The 20,390-nt window shown below is 45.6% G+C and carries 18 protein-coding genes; 5 read left to right on the top strand and 13 right to left on the bottom strand.

Annotated elements, in window-relative coordinates; all coding sequences use genetic code 11:
• Window positions 1–2: 2 nt before the first annotated feature.
• From lnrL to glvA, 11 genes are all read right to left on the bottom strand, one after another.
• On the bottom strand, window positions 3–938 hold the full coding sequence (gene lnrL, locus ACQXR1_RS19685; protein WP_430772730.1) for a linearmycin resistance ATP-binding protein LnrL: 936 nt from the start codon (window positions 936–938) through the stop codon (window positions 3–5).
• A gap of 143 nt (window positions 939–1,081) precedes the next feature.
• Window positions 1,082–1,744, bottom strand: a complete 663-nt coding sequence (gene lnrK, locus ACQXR1_RS19680) for a two-component system response regulator LnrK (RefSeq protein WP_251199327.1) — start codon at window positions 1,742–1,744, stop codon at window positions 1,082–1,084.
• Complete coding sequence (gene lnrJ / locus ACQXR1_RS19675; RefSeq protein WP_430772729.1) at window positions 1,741–2,943, bottom strand: two-component system sensor histidine kinase LnrJ; 1,203 nt, start codon at window positions 2,941–2,943, stop codon at window positions 1,741–1,743. Before lnrJ ends, lnrK begins: the two co-directional genes overlap by 4 nt.
• Before the next feature lie 117 nt (window positions 2,944–3,060).
• Window positions 3,061–3,918 carry a catechol 2,3-dioxygenase gene (gene catE / locus ACQXR1_RS19670; RefSeq protein WP_430772728.1) on the bottom strand — a complete coding sequence of 286 codons (858 nt, stop codon included), beginning with the start codon at window positions 3,916–3,918 and terminating at the stop codon, window positions 3,061–3,063.
• A gap of 17 nt (window positions 3,919–3,935) precedes the next feature.
• Window positions 3,936–4,340, bottom strand: coding sequence for a DoxX family oxidoreductase CatD (gene catD, locus ACQXR1_RS19665; RefSeq protein ID WP_014663239.1), 405 nt, complete (start codon window positions 4,338–4,340; stop codon window positions 3,936–3,938).
• A 153-nt stretch (window positions 4,341–4,493) separates the two neighbouring features.
• Window positions 4,494–6,308: an ABC transporter ATP-binding protein gene (locus ACQXR1_RS19660; protein WP_430772727.1), complete on the bottom strand. Its 1,815-nt coding sequence runs from the start codon at window positions 6,306–6,308 to the stop codon at window positions 4,494–4,496.
• Window positions 6,302–8,023: an ABC transporter ATP-binding protein gene (locus tag ACQXR1_RS19655; protein ID WP_430772726.1), complete on the bottom strand. Its 1,722-nt coding sequence runs from the start codon at window positions 8,021–8,023 to the stop codon at window positions 6,302–6,304. The genes ACQXR1_RS19660 and ACQXR1_RS19655 overlap by 7 nt, the downstream gene beginning before the upstream one ends.
• A 394-nt stretch (window positions 8,024–8,417) precedes the next feature.
• On the bottom strand, window positions 8,418–10,751 hold the full coding sequence (locus ACQXR1_RS19650) for a peptidase G2 autoproteolytic cleavage domain-containing protein (protein WP_430772725.1): 2,334 nt from the start codon (window positions 10,749–10,751) through the stop codon (window positions 8,418–8,420).
• Between the two features lie 123 nt (window positions 10,752–10,874).
• Complete coding sequence (gene malP / locus ACQXR1_RS19645; RefSeq protein ID WP_430772724.1) at window positions 10,875–12,461, bottom strand: PTS maltose transporter subunit IIBC; 1,587 nt, start codon at window positions 12,459–12,461, stop codon at window positions 10,875–10,877.
• A 14-nt stretch (window positions 12,462–12,475) separates the two neighbouring features.
• Window positions 12,476–13,240, bottom strand: a complete 765-nt coding sequence (glvR, locus tag ACQXR1_RS19640) for a MurR/RpiR family transcriptional regulator GlvR (RefSeq protein WP_014476181.1) — start codon at window positions 13,238–13,240, stop codon at window positions 12,476–12,478.
• A gap of 64 nt (window positions 13,241–13,304) precedes the next feature.
• Window positions 13,305–14,654 (bottom strand): maltose-6'-phosphate glucosidase, encoded by a 1,350-nt coding sequence (gene glvA, locus ACQXR1_RS19635; RefSeq protein ID WP_147773060.1) that lies wholly within the window; start codon window positions 14,652–14,654, stop codon window positions 13,305–13,307.
• Between the two features lie 335 nt (window positions 14,655–14,989).
• Here glvA and ACQXR1_RS19630 point away from each other — a divergent pair, with 335 nt between their 5' ends.
• The 5 genes from ACQXR1_RS19630 to ACQXR1_RS19610 are packed head-to-tail and all read left to right on the top strand — an operon-like array spanning window position 14,990 to window position 18,272.
• On the top strand, window positions 14,990–15,304 hold the full coding sequence (locus ACQXR1_RS19630) for a WXG100 family type VII secretion target (protein WP_430772723.1): 315 nt from the start codon (window positions 14,990–14,992) through the stop codon (window positions 15,302–15,304).
• A gap of 5 nt (window positions 15,305–15,309) precedes the next feature.
• Window positions 15,310–16,533, top strand: a complete 1,224-nt coding sequence (locus ACQXR1_RS19625) for a hypothetical protein (protein ID WP_147773058.1) — start codon at window positions 15,310–15,312, stop codon at window positions 16,531–16,533.
• An 11-nt stretch (window positions 16,534–16,544) separates the two neighbouring features.
• Window positions 16,545–17,312, top strand: coding sequence for a hypothetical protein (locus ACQXR1_RS19620; RefSeq protein WP_095432308.1), 768 nt, complete (start codon window positions 16,545–16,547; stop codon window positions 17,310–17,312).
• 23 nt (window positions 17,313–17,335) lie between these two features.
• Window positions 17,336–17,893 (top strand): YfjD family protein, encoded by a 558-nt coding sequence (locus ACQXR1_RS19615; protein ID WP_176465954.1) that lies wholly within the window; start codon window positions 17,336–17,338, stop codon window positions 17,891–17,893.
• A 49-nt stretch (window positions 17,894–17,942) separates the two neighbouring features.
• Window positions 17,943–18,272 carry a YnfA family protein gene (locus ACQXR1_RS19610; protein WP_083252904.1) on the top strand — a complete coding sequence of 110 codons (330 nt, stop codon included), beginning with the start codon at window positions 17,943–17,945 and terminating at the stop codon, window positions 18,270–18,272.
• A gap of 35 nt (window positions 18,273–18,307) precedes the next feature.
• On the opposite strand, the gene ACQXR1_RS19605 is transcribed toward ACQXR1_RS19610, so the two are convergent.
• Both ACQXR1_RS19605 and acoR read right to left on the bottom strand, forming a co-directional pair.
• Window positions 18,308–18,487 carry a small acid-soluble spore protein H gene (locus tag ACQXR1_RS19605; RefSeq protein WP_014663227.1) on the bottom strand — a complete coding sequence of 60 codons (180 nt, stop codon included), beginning with the start codon at window positions 18,485–18,487 and terminating at the stop codon, window positions 18,308–18,310.
• 53 nt (window positions 18,488–18,540) lie between these two features.
• On the bottom strand, window positions 18,541–20,358 hold the full coding sequence (gene acoR / locus ACQXR1_RS19600) for an acetoin dehydrogenase operon transcriptional activator AcoR (RefSeq protein WP_071581274.1): 1,818 nt from the start codon (window positions 20,356–20,358) through the stop codon (window positions 18,541–18,543).
• Window positions 20,359–20,390: the final 32 nt, after the last annotated feature.

Raw genomic sequence — 20,390 nt, 5'->3', positions numbered from 1 at the left:
CCCTAATCCCGCAACGTGCGGCCAGTCAGATTCAGAAACAGGCGTTCCAGATTCGGTTCCTGCACCTGGAGGGACAGCAGGTTTATATGATGGGCAGCGGCTTCAGCAAGCAGGCTTGTGACGACTTTCTCATGATGAGCCGCAGCAATCTCAATCTTGAGCTCTGAATCATGTACTGTTACATCATTCACATGAGCCAATGAACGGATTGCAAAAAGAAACGCTTCATCGATCCCGCTGACTGTGAGCTGAATGATGGTATCGCCTCCAAGACGGCTGCACAAATCAGTTTTTGTACCGATCGCAATCATTTCGCCCTGATCAATAATTCCGATCCGATCGCATAAAAACTCAACCTCTTCCATGTAATGACTCGTATAGATCACCGTCATGCCCGATTCGTTGAGCTGTTTCACCGTTTCTAAAATGTGATTTCTTGATTGAGGGTCGATTCCGACAGTCGGTTCATCCATAATCAGCAGCTCGGGGTTATGCATTAAAGCCGCACCGATATTGATTCTTCGCTTCATCCCTCCGGAGAATGTTTCAATTTTATCTTTGGCCCGCTCAGTCAGACCGACGTATTCGAGGACCTCTGCCGATCTTTTTTTGGCCTCACCGTGCGTAAGTCCGTACATTTTCCCCCAAAACATAAGATTCTCATGGGCCGTCAGCGTCGGATATAAAGCAATTTCCTGCGGGACAACACCGATTTTTTGTTTCGCTTTAGCTGTTTCTTTACCGATGACACAGCCGCCGACTGTGATGTTCCCGCTGTCATGCGGCACAAGGCCGGAAATCATCGAGATGGTTGTGGATTTTCCCGCACCATTTGGCCCGAGCAGCCCGAATGACTCCCCCTTTTGGAGGGAAAATGAAAGGTTTTTCACAATTGTTTTTTTTCCATATGCCTTTTTGATGTTTTCTGCTTGCAGCACGTTGTTTCACTCCTTTTTTACTCCCATTGCCATTGTAGAAAAAAGAAAGGCGTGCGGCATGTAGCGACGGATAGAATGTAAGGCATGAAAAAAAGGCCTGTAAAAGGCCTTTTTAGAGAAATGCATATGCAAAACGTCATATGTCAAAAGACAGATACACCATATCTGACCGAGTAAATGGCGGCTTGGGTTCTGTCCCTGACAGCCAGCTTGCTGATGATATTTGAAACATGATTTTTGACTGTGCCTTCTGTAATGTACAGCTTTTCAGCAATTTCTTTGTTATTCAGCCCGTACCCCAGCTCAGCCAGAACTTCGATTTCGCGCTCGGTCAAGTCGAGCAGCTCCTTAGGTTTTTCTATCTCGCTTATTCCTTTCAGCTGTTTTTCACGCTTCCATTCATTCAGCATTTGAGCAGTCAGTTCCGGAGGAAGCACCATTCCGCCAGAATGAACAGTCATGACCGCTTTTACAATCGTATCTGCCGACATGTCCTTCAGCAGGTATCCGCTCGCTCCTTCTTCAAGCGCTTCAGCAATCAGCTCTGAGTCCTTGAAGGTTGTCAGCATCAAAACCTTTACGCCAGGCAAAGAGCTTGTAATCAATTTTGTTCCTTCGACACCATTGGAGACCGGCATGCGGATGTCCATTAACACGATATCCGGCTCCAGCTCTTTCGCCTTTTCGAAGGCTTCCTGTCCGTTTCGCGCCGTTGCGATCACCTCGAGCTCTTCTCGGAGCTGAAGCAGGGATGCCAGCCCTTCTCTGACGATATCCTGATCGTCGGTAATGATGATCTTAATCATGATAAATTCTCCTTTTGCTGCGCGGGCCCGAAGCTCCATTTTTTATTAGCCAGTGAAAATTCGGCGATTACAGTAAACCCTTGATCCCGTTCGCTCTCAAAGCGGATCGTTCCGCCATGCTCCGCTGCCCGCTTTTTCATATTCAAGAGGCCAAAGCCAAGTGCCGCTTCGGGATTTCCTTTGCCGTCATCCTTAATGACAAGGCTTATGCTGTCCGTTGTGCAGGCAAGCTGTATCGAACAGGCTGTGGCGCCGCCGTGCCGTTTGGCATTGGTCAGTGCTTCCTGCACCGTTCTGATCAGGGTCGGATGGAGAGACAGCGGGATGATTGCAGGATCGCCGCTGACCGCAAATTCAGTTGTGACTCCTGCATTTTTGTAAAAGTCTTCTGTCAGCTGTTTCAGCGATTCGATTAGCGAAGGATCGTTTTCCGTTTGCAGGGTGCGTACTGATAAGCGGACATCATCAAGCGCTTCACGAGCGAGCGTTTCACAGACACCGACTGTCTCATCCGCTTTTTGGCTGTCTCTTTTTTGCCATTCACGCAAAAGCTGAAGCTGAACGAGGAGCGCCGTCATTTTGTGTCCGACTGTATCATGAATTTCCCTTGCCATTCTGTTCCGCTCATAAATGGCGGTCAGCTCTTCAACCTGCTTCGCATATAAATGCAGCTCCTCGTGGGCAGCAGACAGCGCCAAGTGGGATTCTGTCAGTTCCCGGTACTGCTGTTTTGCCGTTTCCTGCGCATCCATCAGCTTGCGGATTAATTTGCCCACAACACCGCAGAAGACAACGAATGTCATGCTGGTCAAATGATCAATGACAAATTCATTGCCGAACATCGCATATGTACGGATGAGGACGATCAAAAACAAAATAGAGCAAAGACATGAGACAGACCAAGCTGTTCTTTTAGGAAACCCCCGCAGAAAAAAGGCGACCGCAACCGGACAAAGCATAATAATGAACAAACCTGTGCCGGGAAAGATAAATCCGAACGAAAAGCCGACCGCAATATCAATCAGACAAAACCAGAAGGCATTTGTCTCTTTTGTCAGCAAAACATGATTGGCTGCATACATGACAGCACCTGCTGCGATAAATACATATCCAAACCAGTTATCCTCTTTGACAATGGACAAATACATTAAACAACTCACCATCAAGGTGAACATTCTCGTAAAAAAAAGAGCCTTCACGCTCATCACTCCCGATACCCAATTCCCTTCTTATCATACCTGCCTCAGGGCATTTTTGACAGGAGTTTCTGGAAAATAAAAAAACCCCCTGCCGTTTTTTCGGCAAGGGGATTGCAGTCAAATCACAAATAGAATATGGGCCCCGGAAACAGGATCTTTCACACGGAAGCAGTTTTCCATTTCTTCGATCGAATATCCGGCGCGTTTGACTCGGTCAGCCACTTGATCCAGTTCCTCTTGATGAGGCAGAACAACCGTGTAATAGTCTAGTCCGCTGGCATTTGTCGGTTTGGGCGGTGCGTTTCTTCCCGCCCAAATGTTTAAGCCGATATGATGGTGGTAGCCTCCGGCTGAAACGAAGAGAGCGGACATGCCCGCATAGTTTCCGACAATGTCAAAGCCCAGCACATCTGTATAAAACGCTTTTGCTTCATTCAAATCACTGACATGCAGATGAATGTGTCCGATGATTGTATCGTTGGGAAGCGCAGTTTTCCGCTCATCTCCTGCCTCTTCCAGAAGGCCTTCAATGTCAACAGCGGTTGTCGTCATGACGTAGTTCCCTTCCCAGTCACGCTGCCACGTGCTGCGGGGGCGGTCAGCGTACATTTCAATGCCGTTGCCATCAGGATCAGACAGGTAGAGCGCTTCGCTGACAGCATGGTCTCCATGCCCGATGGCAATGCCGTGTTCAATCAGGCGGGCGAGCACGATCCCAAGTTTCTTCCTGTCCGGAAGAAGAATCGCAAAGTGATAAAGGCCTGTTACAGACCGTTCAGGCAAGACGACGGCGCTTGGATTTTCTTCAAGAATAAGCAGAACGCGCTTCCCGTCAGCCGTTAATTCAGCTCGATGATCCGTCTTTTTTAAAACTTGAAAACCGATGACGTTACAGTAGAACTGAAGGGAACGCTCCAAACTGCGGATTGTGAGTTTGGCATAGCCAATGTGTGTATCCTCATGAATGCTGGTCATGCTGTATGCCTCTTTTCTTATGCTGATACGTTTGTGTTCTTTTTTCCTTTAAACACTAATGGGTCCAGTGCCAGGAATCGGCTTCCCGTAAGCGCCAGGTGGATGGATGTCAAAAGCAGAAGGTAATCAAATTCTGCATTGCCCATGAATGGCGCTTTCAGCTTAACTGTGATGATGGCGCCGATCAGTGTAAGTGCGAACAGTACACCGACAATACGTGTAGCCAATCCGAAGAAGACAAGCACTCCGCCAATGAGTTCAATCGCTGCGATGACATACGCCATAAAGCTTGGAAGGCCTATGCTGCCGAAAAATTGGATGGTGCCCTCCATTCCCTGAAACTTAGACAAACCGTGGACAAAAAAGATAATACCTGTAATAACTCTTAAAAGTAATGTGCCAATTTCAAATGATTTATTCATTTGTTCCTCCTTGATAAATGTTATCACTTACTTAATGTAAGCTAGTATATATACATAACTTATTTACGTCAAGTAATTTTGTTACATTTTACGAAAATGACATAAAAGTACTATAAAACTGTAACAAAAAAGACCTCTGTGCAGGACAAAGGTCTATTTCTCAAATTGGCTTTCATATAAGTTGCTGTAAAATCCTTTTTGCCGGATCAACTCATCATGGCTGCCCTTTTCAATCATTTCGCCGTCTTTCAGCACCACAATCTGATCCGCTCTTTGAATGGTATTCAGCCTGTGGGCAATGATGACGCTTGTTCTTCCTTCCATTAAACGGGCAAGCGCTTCTTGAATGTTGACTTCCGTTACGGTATCAATGTTGCTTGTTGCTTCATCCAAAATGAGAAGAACCGGATTGGCAAGCACCGCCCGCGCTATAGAAATTAACTGTTTCTGTCCTTGACTGATGCCCGAGCCGTTTTGCGTCAGCACGGTGTCGTACCCTTTTGGCAGCCTTTCAATAAAACTATGGGCATTTGCTGTTTTTGCAGCTGCTTCTACTTCCTGATCAGAAGCATCAAGCCTGCCGTAGCGAATATTTTCTCTGATCGTTCCTTGAAATAAAAACGAATCCTGAAGAACAAATCCCATGTTTTTTCTCAGGCTTGCTCTAGTAAGGGTTTTAATATCTGTACCGTCGATTAAAATTTTTCCTTCGTCAGGCTCGTAAAAACGGGCGAGTAGGTTGGTGACGGTCGTTTTTCCCGCTCCCGTCGGCCCGACAAACGCGATGGACTGCCCGGCAGGCACGGTAAACTGTAAATGCTTCAGTGTATGTCGCCCTTTATCGTAACCGAAGGACACATCCCGAAATTCAATGCTTCCTGTTTGGATAGGCTGATGCACGGCGTTCTTTTCATCCTCGCGCTCTTCTTTTTCATCAAGCACGTCAAATACCCGTTCAGCGCCGGCAATTGCGGACAGCATCGTATTAAACTGGTTGGCCAGATCGTTTAAAGGACGTGTAAATTGTCTTGAATACTCGGCAAAGACGACGATTGAGCCGATCGAGATCCAGCCTTTCAGCGCGAACAGACCGCCGATTGCCGCAATCATTGTAAAGCTTAAGTTATTCAAAGAGTTCATGACTTTCGGGATAAACCCTGAAATCGTCTGCGCCCAAAAGCCCGACGTCTTGAGAGCAGCGTTTTTTTCGAGAAATTCAGCAGTAATCTGCTTCTCACGCGAATAGGCTTTAATGACCTTTGCGCCGGAAACAGATTCCTCAATATACCCATTCAGATCACCAAGATTTTTCTGCTGTTCTTTAAACAGCTTTCCCGTTCGGTTGGTGATCCATTTCAGGCTCGCTGCCATCACCGGAATAATGGTCAGCGTAATCAATGTAAGGAGCGGGCTCATGTACAGCATCACCGCAACGGTCCCGACAAAGGTGATCACGCTTGACAAAATTTGAATGACTGACGTATTTAAGGTAGAACTGACATTTTCGATGTCATTCGTCACCCGGCTCATCAGCTCGCCGTGCCGCTGTTTATCAAAAAACGGAATCGGCAGCTCATGCAGATGGGTGAACAATTCGCTTCTCATTCTGAAAACCGTGCCCTGCGAGATCGTAATCATCCAATAGTTTTGAAACCAGAGCGACAGGGACTGAATGATATAGATAGCGAGCAGAAGAAGCAAAACAGGAATCAAGCCATTGACCGTTTTCCCAACGATAAAATGGTCAATGGCCTTTCCGATCACAAAGGGGCCAAGGAGCCCGAATATCGCGCTGATGACAACCATCAGCATGACAAGTACGAGAAGTCCTTTTCGTTCAGCCAAGTAAGACCAGATTCGTCTCAGTGTACCCTTTGTATCCTTTGCTTTCGCCCGCTTTTTCGCGCTTTCTTTTTTGTCAATTGGCAGTTTGGGATATTGGAAAGGCTTGCGGATGTCTTTTAGCATGACTCGCTCCCCTCCCTTCCGAATTGTGACTCGTAAATGCGCTTGTATAACTGAGATTCAGTAAGCAGCTCACTGTGAGTGCCTTTTTCAATCAGTTCGCCGTCCTCAAGCAGCAAAATCTGATCAGCTTTCATTGCTGTGGTCATTTTTTGCGTAATGATCAATGTTGTGCACTCGTATGTGCTGATTGCCTCAAGCAGCTTCGCCTCCGTTTGCAGGTCAAGCGCGCTTGTGCTGTCATCCAAAAGAAGGATGGCCGGCTTTCGGATCAGCGCCCTAGCAATGGAAATCCGCTGTTTCTGGCCGCCGGACAGGTTGACGCCTCTTTGCCCCAAAACTGTGTCATATCCATTTGGGAGCTTCAAAATCGTTTCATGAATTTGCGCGTGTTTGGCCGCATCCATTATTTCATCTAGTGAAGCATTTTCTTTGCCCCACGCGATATTTTCTTTGATTGTGCCGGAAAACAAGAGAACCTCCTGCGGTACATATCCAATTTGCCTGCGCAGCCCTTCAGCCGGAAAATCTTGAACCGGCTTTTCATCTATGTAAATGCGGCCTGCATCCGGCTGATAAAGCCGCGGAATGAGCTGAAAAAGCGTGGACTTGCCCGAGCCCGTCGCACCGAGAATCGCGATTGTTTCTCTTGGTTTTGCGGAAAATGAGACATTTCTGAGCGCTTCCCTGTCCATTTCAGGATAGCGGAAGGATACATGCTGAAACTCAATCCGTCCCGCCAAACGATCAGATATGATGCCCTCCTCCCGCTCGTCGCCTTCTGTTTCAAGCACCTCGCCGATTCTATCTCCTGAAGCCTTCGCCCTTGTGAAAATCATAATCAAAAACGGAAACATCGAAAGCGCGCCCGTAATTCGTGTGGCATAGTTAATAATCGCAACAACATCTCCGACCTGAGTGCTTCCGCTCGTGATACTGTAGGCCCCCGCCCACAAAATCAACAGGATGCAGAGATTCATCAAAAGCATCAATACAGGCATCGTGAATTCCACAAGCTGAAAGGCAGAAACCGTTTTTTCCATCAGCCTTGTGTTGGCTTTGATAAATTTTTTGACCTCGTGGCTGCCGCGAAGCAGCGCTTTGATCAGCTTGATTGCGGTTAAGTTTTCCTGCATGATGGTGTTCACTTGATCCAGCCGTTTCTGCACTGAACGGAACAGCGCCCCGCCTTTCTTTAATACCCATAGCAAAAACAAGATCAGGATCGGAATGGCCACAAGCAGAAAAAAGCCGAGCTTCGCATTAACGGCAAGCGACAGCACAATACCGCCTGCAATCATTAAAGGAGCCCGCAGCATAAACCGCAAACTCATAAAAATCATATTTTGAACCTGTGTGACGTCGTTTGTCAGCCTTGTAATATAAGAAGAGGATGAAAACTGTCCAAATGTGGAATAGGAGAAGGACTGGATTTTTTGAAAAAGCCCTTTTCTCGTATCATAGGAAAAGCTTTGGCTGACATGGGCGGCATAAAAGGAATTCAGCATCCCCGCCGCAAAGGATAACACGGTCAGTCCGATCATGACCGCGCCCCATGTCCATACATGCCGCAGATCTTGCTTCAATATCCCATCGTCGATGATTTTCGCAATCAATAAAGGCTGCATCAGTTCAACTACAAGCTCCGTCAGCATAAGAATCAGCGCAATTCCCGCCAGCAATGAATATGGTTTTAAAAACGACAAAGCCTTTTGCATGTAAAAGCCTCCAAACCCCTTTTAGCAATATGTACTTTTTATTTTAATTGTTTATAGAACTTGATGAAAGAATTTTACTGTAATGATGTGTTATAAAAACATGAACAAAATCACCTTATCTTTTATTCGAGAGCTATTTACTGACTGATCTAAGTTCATTAAACACATATCGCGATAAGTTTATCTCTAGTAAAGTTGAGGTGCTGGATGGACTTAGATAGATTAGGGAAGTTGCTGAAACCATAGGAATAATGAAAAGTATAAATATTAAAACGAAGATCTTTTTGCGAGGAATTAATCTGATAAAAATGTAGTGGAAAATTTCTTAAACCTAACTAAGACTCTAAATAGAGTGCATGATTAAGCACTCTATTTAGAATCTGTACATTTTAATTTACCGAATAAATACTAAAGCCACTCCATATCCCTTACTCTTGTCGAACTCTTTAATGACTCTCATGACCTGCCACCCTTGTTTAGGAGATTCAGCCTTTGTTGCCATTCCGTCATTATGCGCTTGAATAAAGTCTCCAGCTTCTACTGTGCTGTCGCATCTGACATAAACCTGGCCTACAAGGCCCACAACATTCCATTCATCTCTCTCTTCCCTAGAGGCATAGTTCTTATCTGGCTTATAATCAGGATTTTCCATAGGCGCCATGACGATTTGGCCATTGGCATCTTTCTGTTTTTCATAAATATATCCGCCAAAATCATTTTTCATGTATCTTCCAGACCAATGGAAGCTTGACTCACCAAGTATTACACCAGCTGTTTCAGAAATAACTCCAAGCATGAAGTCACCTTTTTTTGCGGGTCTAATTTTATCTCCCTCCAAAGTAACTAGGGTTCCTGTCGGAATTTTTTCACCGCTTAGACTCTCAAAATATTCAGCGTAATCCGAGAACGTTTGGGAACTTTTTATGCTTCCTGAAGCCTTAATTGTTCCATCTTTTGCATGAAATTCAATCTTTCTGTTTGATGAGGATGGTGTGCTCCCGCTTGCCCATCCTAGAGCAACTGAGTCTGAGTTCGGATTGATCGTATTATATGAGGCTATTACAGAAGATTGGGCTGCTCCAGTTGCTCTGCTTCGAACAGATCCAGCTACAAAATTATTATTTCCAGTAGCATGGGAATCACGAGAGCCAATAACCCCGCTTCCTTTATGTTTAAACAAAAAGTACGGCGTCACGACGCCTCCAATCTTAAAATCTGTTTCGTAGCCTGAAAAGTCACAATTAGAAACATTAAGATCAGGGTCAACAGAAAAAATCCCAACTGTACCACTGTTATTTTTAGGCGATCTTTGCCCCCATACATTACTAACTACAGACTCGTACATACCGCTCCCAAAAACAACACCCTTTTCGGCTGAATCGATCAATGTCACACCATCAATCATTACCTTGCCGACAGAATTGTCGCCACCTACAATATAAAGATCATTATCAGCAGTTTTAAATCCTCTAATCGTTATATTCTTTAAATTGATTAGACGCCCTTTATAATACACGCTTACGACTGAATTTCCCTTATAGTTAATGGAGGAATCATCGCATATAGCATGAAAATTCACCACATTGACGCCATCGTAACCTGAAATTTGCAGTGCATTTGGCCCTGCCCCTTTGTACAGATCACTCGGCTTAGGGTTATATGCGATACAGTTAGCCAGCTGAACGTCATGAGCTGATGCTGATTGAGGATCACTTGCTATGTGGTGTCCTATATGCCGAATGCAAAAACTAATTGCATTTTCATAGGCACGGCAGTTCACAAGTTGAACTCTTTTTGCAGCCGGAGCATAATCATGAGCTTTAATTTCAAATCCTCGAACTCCTCCAATTGCGATGCAGCTATCAACCATTACATCCTGAGAGCCATCATCGATTTCAAAACAGTTTGTATTTGAAGACCCATCATTTAACCCCATCGGATGGTAAGAAAGACAATGACTGAAAGTCGTATGCTTTCCAAAGTGACATGTGAAATTATCATCGCCAGAGCCTGTTGCTTCGCAATATGAGAAGGTTACAAAGTTGCAGCCACCAGGCTGATAAAAGGTAGGATCATCATGTTCTCCGTGTCTGTTATAATTAGGGCTTGTAGCATCAAACCCGTGAAGGCCGGCATTTTTTGCAAAAACATGCTCTACAAAAGAGTAATCCACATTTGCAAAAAGCAAGCAGCTTGAAGTGGGCCCCTTAGGGATCTTCCATCCAGCAGGACGCGTATCTTTATTCCAGTCCAGTGTCAAATGTCCAATGTAGATATTTTCATTACCATTTGTATGATCACTATTGGTGAGTACAGAGTGACCAACTGGCGTATCGTCTAATAACTTGATGATGGTCCTTTTTTTACCCGCTCCAACCAGCATTGTATTCGAAGGAACGAGCAAGCCAGATACCCTAAATACGCCTGCAGGGACTTTTATGAGATAACCGCCTTCGGCCATCGCATCATGAAATGCTTGCGTATCATCTGTGACTCCGTCTCCTTTAGCTCCATAATCCATTACGTTTCGTTCATCAAGGTACTCAAATCTGTTCTCATACATTTTGAGTCTTTCATTTAAGTTTTCAAAAGTTGTTATTCCATCACTTAAAGCAATCCCAATTTTACTATCAATCGTTTCGAAATTCTCGGCAAGCTTGGAATCAATTTCAATACTTTCAGTGCTTTCAGGTTTGTAAAGACCTAAAAACGTTGTATAATTTTCCATTTTTACTCCCCCTATTGGTTTCAGTTTTTAAGAAACATAACATCCCTTGCACTTATAAGTGGCAAACGTATGACAAACAAAAAAGCGCTGTCTTTAAACAGCGCACTGATCAAATAATTTCACCTATTCATTTAGTATTTTTTCCACACGCTCCCGCATCTGCGGCACGCTCAATCCGATAATCACCTGAAACGCCTTCCCGTTCCTGACGATGCCATGTGCGCCAAGCGCGCGGAATACGCTGTCGGGCTCAACCTTTGTTTCGTCCTTGACACTGACTCTGAGGCGGGTTGCGCAGTTTGTGACTTCAGTGACGTTGTCTTTTCCGCCCAGCGCTTCAATATACAGAAAAGCCGTGTCATCCGCCGTTTCTGCAGCGGAGACCGCCGTTTCATCCTTGTTTTTTCGTTCTCTGTATTCCTTTTTCGAATACAGCTTTGTTTCCTGCTGTTCATCCTTTTCCCGTCCTGGTGTAGCAATATTGAATTTGAGGATTAAAAATCTGAAGACGAAAAAATAAATAGCTGTAAACGAGAGCCCGATCAAAATTTGGTACACATATGTCATACCGTGGCTGCCAAAGAGCGGAATCCAGTTCAAGGTCACCGCTTCGATCAGTCCGCCTCCCATGTTTCCGACGACGCCGGCCATATACATAACTGTCGACATTGTGGCGGCAAGCACGGCGTGAACCGCAAATAAGAATGGTGAAATGAATAAGAAAGTAAACTCAATCGGCTCTGTAATCCCTGCGACAATCGCTGTCAGTGTGACAGGAATCAGCAGCCCTGCAACGAGTTTTTTCTTTTCCTTTTTGGCTGTCACATAAAAAGCCAGGGCGATACCCGGAATACCGAAGATTTTCGAGTTCCCGTGAAGCGCGAATCCGCCTTGCGGGAAGAGTTCCTTCAGCGGTTTGGCGCTTTGCGAATATTCGCCGAGATGCTGTGCCCAATACGTGACGATCCCGCCTTCCGCTACAGCCGGGCCATAAATAAACGGCGTGTAAATAAAGTGATGAAGGCCAGTCGGTATTAAAATCCGTTCCAAAAACGTGTATATCCAAACGCCCACCGCCCCGGAAGCAACCAGGAAGCTTTGAAGCGAGCCAATTCCAGATTGAACCATCGGCCATATATAAGACACTGCCAGGGCAATCGGGATCATAATAAAGAAGGAAATCATCACGATATACGTTGAACCCTGAAAGATGCCGAGAAAATCGGGCAGTTTTTTATCAAAATAGCGGTTATGCAAAAAGACGACAATCGAAGAAATAAAGATGGCTCCGATAATGTTGGTATCGAGCGTTTTTATGCCCGCAATCATCGTTAATCCGCTCGTTCCGCCGACCTCTTGGTTCATGTCGACGCCAAATGCTCCTCCCCATACCGTCAATATCGAGCTGACAAAATAATTGAAGGTCAGGTAAACAGTAAGCGCTTCCAAACAAGCGCGTGCCTGAGCTTTCTTCGCCAAAGCAACCGGGATGCCGATGGCGAATAAGAGCGGCATTTGGTTAAAGACAGTCCAGCCGCCCTGCTCAATGATATACCAGCACTGATACCAAAAACCGTCAGGATCGGCGAGCGATCCCATGAGGGTTTTATTTTTAAAGAGCGTGCTGATACCGACGATAATGCCGGCGAACGCGAATAATAAAACAGGCACAAACATCGCGCTTCCAAAGCGCTGAATTTTTTGCATCATACCAAAACCCCCTGCTACTCATTGTCATTTTTTTCTGCCTCTTTGTAATCAACATATGCGCGGAACAATGCTTCGCCAACGAGAAAAAACGGTGCAAAAGCGACAATTTCCGTTTTATCGCTTAATGTCACAGGTTTGCTTGTCGCATAAAGATTATGCGGAGTCAGCTGGGCGAGGACATTGTTTTTTAAATTCGTAATGGAAATAAAGGGAATACCCTTTGCAGAAAGCATTCTTGCCTGAGGAATCAGCTCCGGTGTTTCTCCGGAAAGAGAAATGATGATAAACAGATCGTTCACTTTAAAATCCCCGCGCATCAGATTAAATTCATTCGTGTCTTCAATCAAAATAAGATAGCGATGGCGCGGAATAAACATTCTTTGCAGGTCGCGGGCGCATATCTTTTGCGCATTTCCAGAACCATAGACGAAAATGCGGTCCGCTTCATCAATCAGCTGGCACATGTCCGTCATGTCCTTTGTCCGTAAGAACTTCAAATTTGCTTCAATATCATCAAGCAGCTTTTCAAAACTCATACTCTCGCCTTCTTCCGGCTGATCTTCCCACTTTAAAAAGACGCGAAATTCACTGTAGCCGCTGAAACCGAGCTTTTGGGCAAGTCGCAAAATTGAGGAACGCGATACACTGCAAGCTTTGGCCAGCGCGTCGATTCCAAGGTGATAGCATGTGTGCTTATGATTCAATATATATTTTAAAATATGAAAATCGTTGTCATTCAATTTGCTGTAGTGCTGATTGATCAGTTCTTCGAGCTGCATATCAGATCCCCCCATTTTCTTTCTATTATATACAATTACAGATTCGAAAATGGGGGAATTTCATTTATGATATGCGGGTTGGGCTTTGATCAAGCTCAGGCCAGAAGTCTTTGTTGGCCTCCACTAAATCCTCAAGAATGAGTCTTGCCACACGCGCGTTCGGCACTGTTTTTGACAGGATCAGCGCCTGCCACAGCTTTTGGAACGATTTCTCCGCCCACGCTTCAACAGTCAGCTTCTCAACGGATACCTGCTGCTCCATGAGCCCTTTCTGGAATTGCGGAATGGTGCCGACGGTAATCGGTTCAGGTCCATTTGAGCCGACGATGCATGGCACCTCAACCATCGCAGTCGGGTCAAAGTTCGCAATTGCACCGTTATTTTCAACAATCAACAGCATTCTTTCACCTGTGTTGTAGGCAATCGCCCGGGCAAGATCAACGATATACGATGCGTGGTCATCGATTTTAATTTCGCTGTTTTCCGAGGACTGTTCACGTGTGATCATGTCACATTGGCTGAAAATAAAAGCTTCGCGCCCTTCCATGACTTCATTCGCCCGCGTATGATTCGGATTTGATTTTTTCACCATATCATCTGGGAACAAATAATATTGCAAATACGTATTCGGCAGTGTGTCAGGATCTGCAGCCTGCACGTCACGCGCTTTGGCGAACGTGTCATTCCAGCTTGCCTCCACAGCTTCAGCCTCTGTTTTCGGAATATAACCGTATTGGGATACATGCTCCTTCAGCTTCGGCATTAAATCGTTGCCCTCTTGATCCTGAATCGATGTCCACCAGCCGAAATGATTCAATCCGTAATAGCGGACCTTCATCTCTTTTCTTGAGGACAAGCCAAGAATTTGCGCCATCCGGTCTTCGATTCCAACAGGCATATCACAGATATTGAGAATTTTAGAATTCGGTCTAAGGCGTCTCGTAGCTTCAGCTACAATCGCCGCCGGGTTGGAATAATTGAGCATCCACGCTTCAGGCGAGTATTTTTCCATGTAATCTAATATTTCAAGCACACCGCCGATCGAACGCATCCCGTACGCGATCCCGCCCGGCCCGCATGTCTCCTGGCCGACAACTCCGTACTTCAACGGAATTTGTTCATCCAGCGCGCGCATCGCGTATTTCCCCACCCGGATGTGCGCCATAACAAAATCGACATCTGTAAAAGCTTCTTCCGGGTCAGTCGTCGCTGCAAATTCAATATCCGGCGCTTTTTCTCTGATAAAAACGTCACAGGCGCCTGCAATGCGATCCTGTCTCTCCTTATCATTATCATACAGCTTCAGCTTTCTGATCGGAAACTCCTCCAAATGGTCCAAGAGCATGAGTACGATCCCTGGAGTGAAAGTGCTTCCTCCGCCCGCTATTACAATTGAGAATGATTTTTTCTTCATATGACGACCTCCTTGATAACGTTTACAATTTCATTTATACCATGGGAGAGCCCGTCCCGTAACACGTTTGGCGCACTTAGGTCATTTGATCAATTTTAGTGTTTTTTCCCATAGAGCGGGAAATTTCTCATTTACCTTCCGTCCGTAAGATTTGGTTTTTTTTCCTTTTTTGTAATCTTAAAGTCTCATCAACTGTGAATTTTAAGTGAATATACGCCCTTCCAGTTCTTATGAAAAGGTTCTTTTGTACGATTCGGATACATGCCGAATTATTTATAATCATTTATATAAAACATCCAATTGTGCGTGAATTTAGAAAAGGCAGGGGACAAAAGTTGGACTCATATAAAGTCATTGAGCTGGCAAACAAGTACAGTGCGGCCGCAGAAGAGGTCAGAAGCTCCAAAATGCTGCTTGAATCCCGGTTATCTGCAATGGGAGATGCTTGGCAGGGAAAAGCAAGAGATTCGTTTGACCTGGATTTCGAGGAAACGAAAGCCGCCTACGACCAATTTGAACAGGAGCTGCTTGAAACTAGCCAGGAGCTGAAGGCAGCCGCTGTCAAAATAGAAGAACGAAAAGCTGAAATTGCCAGAATGGAAGAACTGGAACGTAAAGCAAGAGAGGAAAGACATAAACTCGGGAGGTGAACGGTGTGTCAGGAAATATTGCAGTTGATCCGGACAAGCTCGAACAGCTTGCAAATGATGTAGTCACTGAATTGACTGATATGGAAAACAAATATAAGGATCTGCATGTAGAGCTGGGGCAGATGATTTTGCAATGCGATCCCCGCTACAGCAGCTGTTTTTCCGGAGTGGGCGATGCGTGGAGCTCAGGAAAAGCGCTCGTCACCAAGCTGAGTGACAATGAGATTTTCATCAGAAAAACGGGCGATAAATTTGTGGAGCAAGATGATATTTTGCGAAAGCTCTACAATGCCTACGACAAATACGGCACGATGACAAGCTTAACCGCCCTTATGCTGACACAGGGAAAATATTACGGATTAGGGCTTACGAAATTTGTGAAACAGCCAAGCGGCTTGCATACCGCCCAGCACTCAAAACTTCTATTGGATATTTCCAGGGCCGTTGACAGCTCCCGTTATCAAAAAGCGGCAAGAGTGCTTTTGAACCCTAAATATTTGTTAAAAAAGACAAACCGGCCATTTTCAGATTTGGTACATAAAAAGTTTACAAAATACTTCCCTCAGGACACGGTCGATTTTTCAAACAGCGTCAGAAGCTACACAAAAGGATTTCTTAATGAGGCCGGCGTACGCTCAACTTTGAAGGATGTCGGAAAAACAGGATTGAAATTCGCGAAAGGAAATGCCATTACCGCCACACTGATTACCGGTGCGACCGAAACGTTCGGAGCGGGCTTGAAAATAGCTGAAAATTACGCGAAATACCAGGACAAACCGGAAGTTCTCAAGCGTGAAAACGCCAAGGCCGTCGGGAATGCTGTGAATAACACTATTTTTATTGCGGGCGGTGCGACAGCTGGTGCTGTTGTAGGCGGTGCCGTAGGAAGTGTGTTAGGTCCTGTCGGCACCGTAGTCGGAGGCACAATCGGTTCGGCGGTAGGCGGATTTGTTGGGGAAAAAATCGCAAAATTCACATCAGTCTATGCTGAAAAAGCAGCGATAAAGCTGAAAGAGCCGATCCATGCTGTCGTTGATACAGCCAAAAAAGGGCTGGAATCAGCCGGCAAAGTCGTCAAATCAGTGAATGATGGCATAGATGCGGCGAATAAATCGATACATAAAGGGATAGACAGCGCGAAAAAAGGAATAGAAAAAGCAAAGAAAACAGCGGATTCGCTTATACACGGCGCAACCCATTTCCTTAAAGGGAAATTTTCATTTGGATAGGAGAATAAACAATGAAGCAGTTTACAATTAGCATAGAAGAACTCTTGTTTTGTTTTTACAGCGAAGGGTTTTTTGAACAGGGAATGGCCTTAAAACAAGCTTATTTTCCCGAAATAGAAGATGAACAGCTCGGCTCCTTATTTGAAGCTGCGTGCCGCTCACTCTTAGCCAAGGAGGCGGCGGAATATCGGAATCATCAATATCGGTTAAAGGACGAATACTGTCCGTTTATCCATGTGTTAAACGATGCGGACTATACAGTGAAGCTATCCAAATTTGATGAACAAGCCAAAGAACAGAATATATCCTGCCATGTTTCGAAGTTTGGCACTTACTCTCATGAATTGCTGTTTGATGAACAGGTACATAGAATCAAAAAAATGGATTCAACTAATGGAGTACTCTCTAAAACATACGAGTTTTTAAATGTAATAGATGCAGAAGATCATAAAGAATCAATGATCACCCTGACGTCAACTGAATTCGAATGGCTTCTGGAGGGCGCTTCAGACACTCCCGCATATCTGAAGGAATTTCTAGATAAGCATGATCACCAAGAGGACGTGACCCGTTTTGTAAATGATCTGGCTTTGCGAAAAGGAAAAATGGATACGCTGATGCGGCTGGTTTATGACAAAGACAACTCGCCGGGAGTGGCTGATATGGCTTTCGTCCTGCCTGGCAGCCGTCATACTTGGCTGGTAACAGGCATTACTCAAAATGAATTTTCTATCGTAACAGCAAATAAAGATGTGATAAAAGGAATACTTTTTTGCTAAAGAGCGATAAAGGAGAATAGCAATTGAAAAACAATGAAGTAATTAAGGTCAAAAGCAGACTGTTTTTTAGAATATGGCTGTTCCTCGCTACAGGAGGCGCTTTTATTGTAGGAGTATGGCTGGTGTCTGAAGCTCTTACATTTGAATCTAAGTATGCCCTGCTTTATTTGGGCGGCGGATTAATGGCGATCGTTTATGGATTGATCACATTTTTTATGGCTTTTCCAGCGTTCACAAGCCGGGGAAATGTCATTTTCAGCGTAAAAACAGGGCCTGATGGCGAGATTTTCTCTAGAAAGCGCAGCGTGATGTTTTCTGAGGTAAAACGGATTTATATGGGACGGCATCATTACAGCTTGAAAGGGATCTTTTTTGAAGATATTATCATCGAGAAAACAGACGGAAAAGTCGTTCGCATCCCTACTTGGAACATTATCGCGAATCCATTGTTTTTTGAAGCGGTGGAACGCTATATCCTCCCTCATCTGAATGAAGAGGCGAAAAGCAACTGGATCAGCCAATTTACGGAGATTCAGCGCAGTGCGTATTTAAAGGAATTTGAAAATCATCCAAAGCTTTAACAGCTCTCCTCCTTTATAATGAAAGAGAAAAGCAACTTGAGGAGTGCACGTGATGCCGATTACCATTCTTTTATTTCTCACGGCGGGGCTTGCCGAAATAGGCGGCGGATATCTGATTTGGCTATGGCTGAGAGAGGCAAAGCCAGTCGGCTATGGGATCGCCGGAGCATTGATCTTGATTGTCTACGGCATTCTTCCGACATTCCAGTCCTTCCCTTCCTTCGGCCGTGTATACGCCGCTTATGGCGGGGTATTCATCGTGCTTGCGGTCCTGTGGGGATGGCTTGTTGACCGGAAAACACCTGATCTGTATGATTGGATCGGCGCATGCATTTGTCTCATCGGTGTCTGCGTCATCTTATTTGCGCCGCGCGGATAACAAAATGGCCTGCTTATGAAGCGGGCCATTTTTGTTTAATCCTCTTTTAAGCTTGTCAGCTGCACTTCATGCTCATCTTGCGGTTCGTCAAGCGGATAAATTCTTGCTGTTCCGTTTTCTTCATTCACGTGCTGAATGTAAATAGGAACACCGTTGTACGTTACTTTTTTCATATCGGGAGATTCTACAATTTCTTTCGCCCTTTGTATATTCATCGTAACACCCTCCTTCAATACATAATGTTTCCATTTCCTGAAGGAAGTATGCTTTATGATTCAGCGGACAAATTGAATTTTTTCAGGCGTTTGTAGAAAGTGCTTCGCGGGATCCCGCTGATTTTGGCGGCTTGAGAGACGTTTCCTTTTGCGGATTCAAGCGCTTTGATCATCATATCCTTTTGGATTTGCTCACGAAGTTTGAACACGCCGGCAGCAGCGGGCTGTTTTTCTGCAGTGCTGACCGGCAGTCCAGCGGCTTCCAGTAAAGCGGAAAGCGGCTCATCCCCAAGCCGGCCGTCCGGAAATCTGATGGAAAGACGTTCAAACACATTAAATAGCTCACGGATATTTCCCGGCCACTTCCAATGCTTCAGCACCTCACAAAAATCAGAAGGAAGTTCGCCTGGCCAATGATTCTTCTGTTTGTAGTACTCGAAGAGGTCCGGAATATCCTCGGGGCGATCGCGCAATGGAGGAAGTTCAATTGGATAGACATGAAGGCGGTAAAACAAGTCCTCTCTGATTTTTCCGCTTTCGGCAAGCTCGCGTAAATCACAATGTGTGGCGGCAATGACTCTGATATCAACCGGAATTTCTTTTGCCCCGCCTATTGGCGTAATCTTGCGTTCCTGAAGCACGCGTAAAAGCGCAACCTGCATCGAGTGGGAGATTTCTCCGATCTCATCTAAAAATAAGGTGCCTTGATTCGCTTTTTGAAAGGCGCCTTTATAGCCATTTCGCTTCGCTCCCGTAAAAGCGCCTTCCGCATAGCCGAACAGTTCGCTTTCAATCAAATCAGACGGAATCGCTCCGCAATTGACAGCAACAAACGGACCGTGCCGTCTCTCACTGTTCTCATGAAGCGCGCGAGCCGCGACTTCCTTCCCCGTACCCGTTTCACCCGACAAACAGACCGTTGCATCCGTCGCAGCTGCTCGTTCAAGGTGCATCAGCATCGCTTGCGATCGGCCGCTTTGCCCGATCACTCCATTGAATCGAAACGCCTTCTTTTTCTTTTGTTCCGAAAGATAAAAACAAGTGCCGCCATCTCCTATGGTGACAGCTTTTTCGATTGAATAGCCCCGTTCCTTCAACTCGTACAGGTGCCGGCCCTGCCAATCCGGCATTGAGGTTCGAATCGGCATGCTCGCACTGATGATGTGCTGCTTGGTATTACAGAGCACCATCGGCACACTGGATGCAGCTCTCTCCCCAAAACGGCTGATCAGCTCCAGCTCTTTCTCACGGCTTTTAGCTGCGAGTTCCCGTTCAGCGGCATAGGCAATCGCCGTGGCAATACCAAGCATATGAGGATGCGCGCCTGCCGCCGGGCATGATATGTCAATTACACCCGCAAGGCTGCCATCCTCATGGTGAATCGGAGCGGCTGAACAGTTCCAAAGATGGGAAGCGATAGAGTAATGCTCTGACCCTTGTATTGCAACCGGCTCGCTGATGTGGAGCGCCGTGCCAATCGCATTTGTTCCGACAGCCGTTTCTGTCCAGCATGCCCCTTCGACGAAATTGATGCGTTTGGCTTCATAGAGCGCGCGGGGATGGCCGTCCAATGCCAGTACAACACCATCTGAATCAATTAACAGCGCCATCATTTCCATTTCTTTTATGGCAGGCAGCAGTTTTTCGAGGTAAGGCTTTGCGGTCGTCAGAAAGAATGAATGCTTTTTTGACTGCTGATCCAGCTCCGTTTGCTGTAAAACCCTCGGGCCTTTTTCTAAATAAGGATTGACCTCAGCTTTTTTGCAGCGATGCCATGACTCGGCGATCCGTTTTCTTATTCTGGCTTCGTCAAGCACACCGTCTTTCACAAAACGTTTCCAGGTTTGCAAATCATTTGGGACCGAATTCATTTCCTTGATCGCTCCTCCCTTACACGCCGTTT

This window comes from Bacillus sp. ATD (assembly GCF_050585765.1).
GTDB lineage: Bacteria > Bacillota > Bacilli > Bacillales > Bacillaceae > Bacillus > Bacillus stercoris.
The sequence above is the reverse complement of the archived record's forward strand: the minus strand, read 5'-3'. Positions and strand labels throughout refer to the sequence as shown.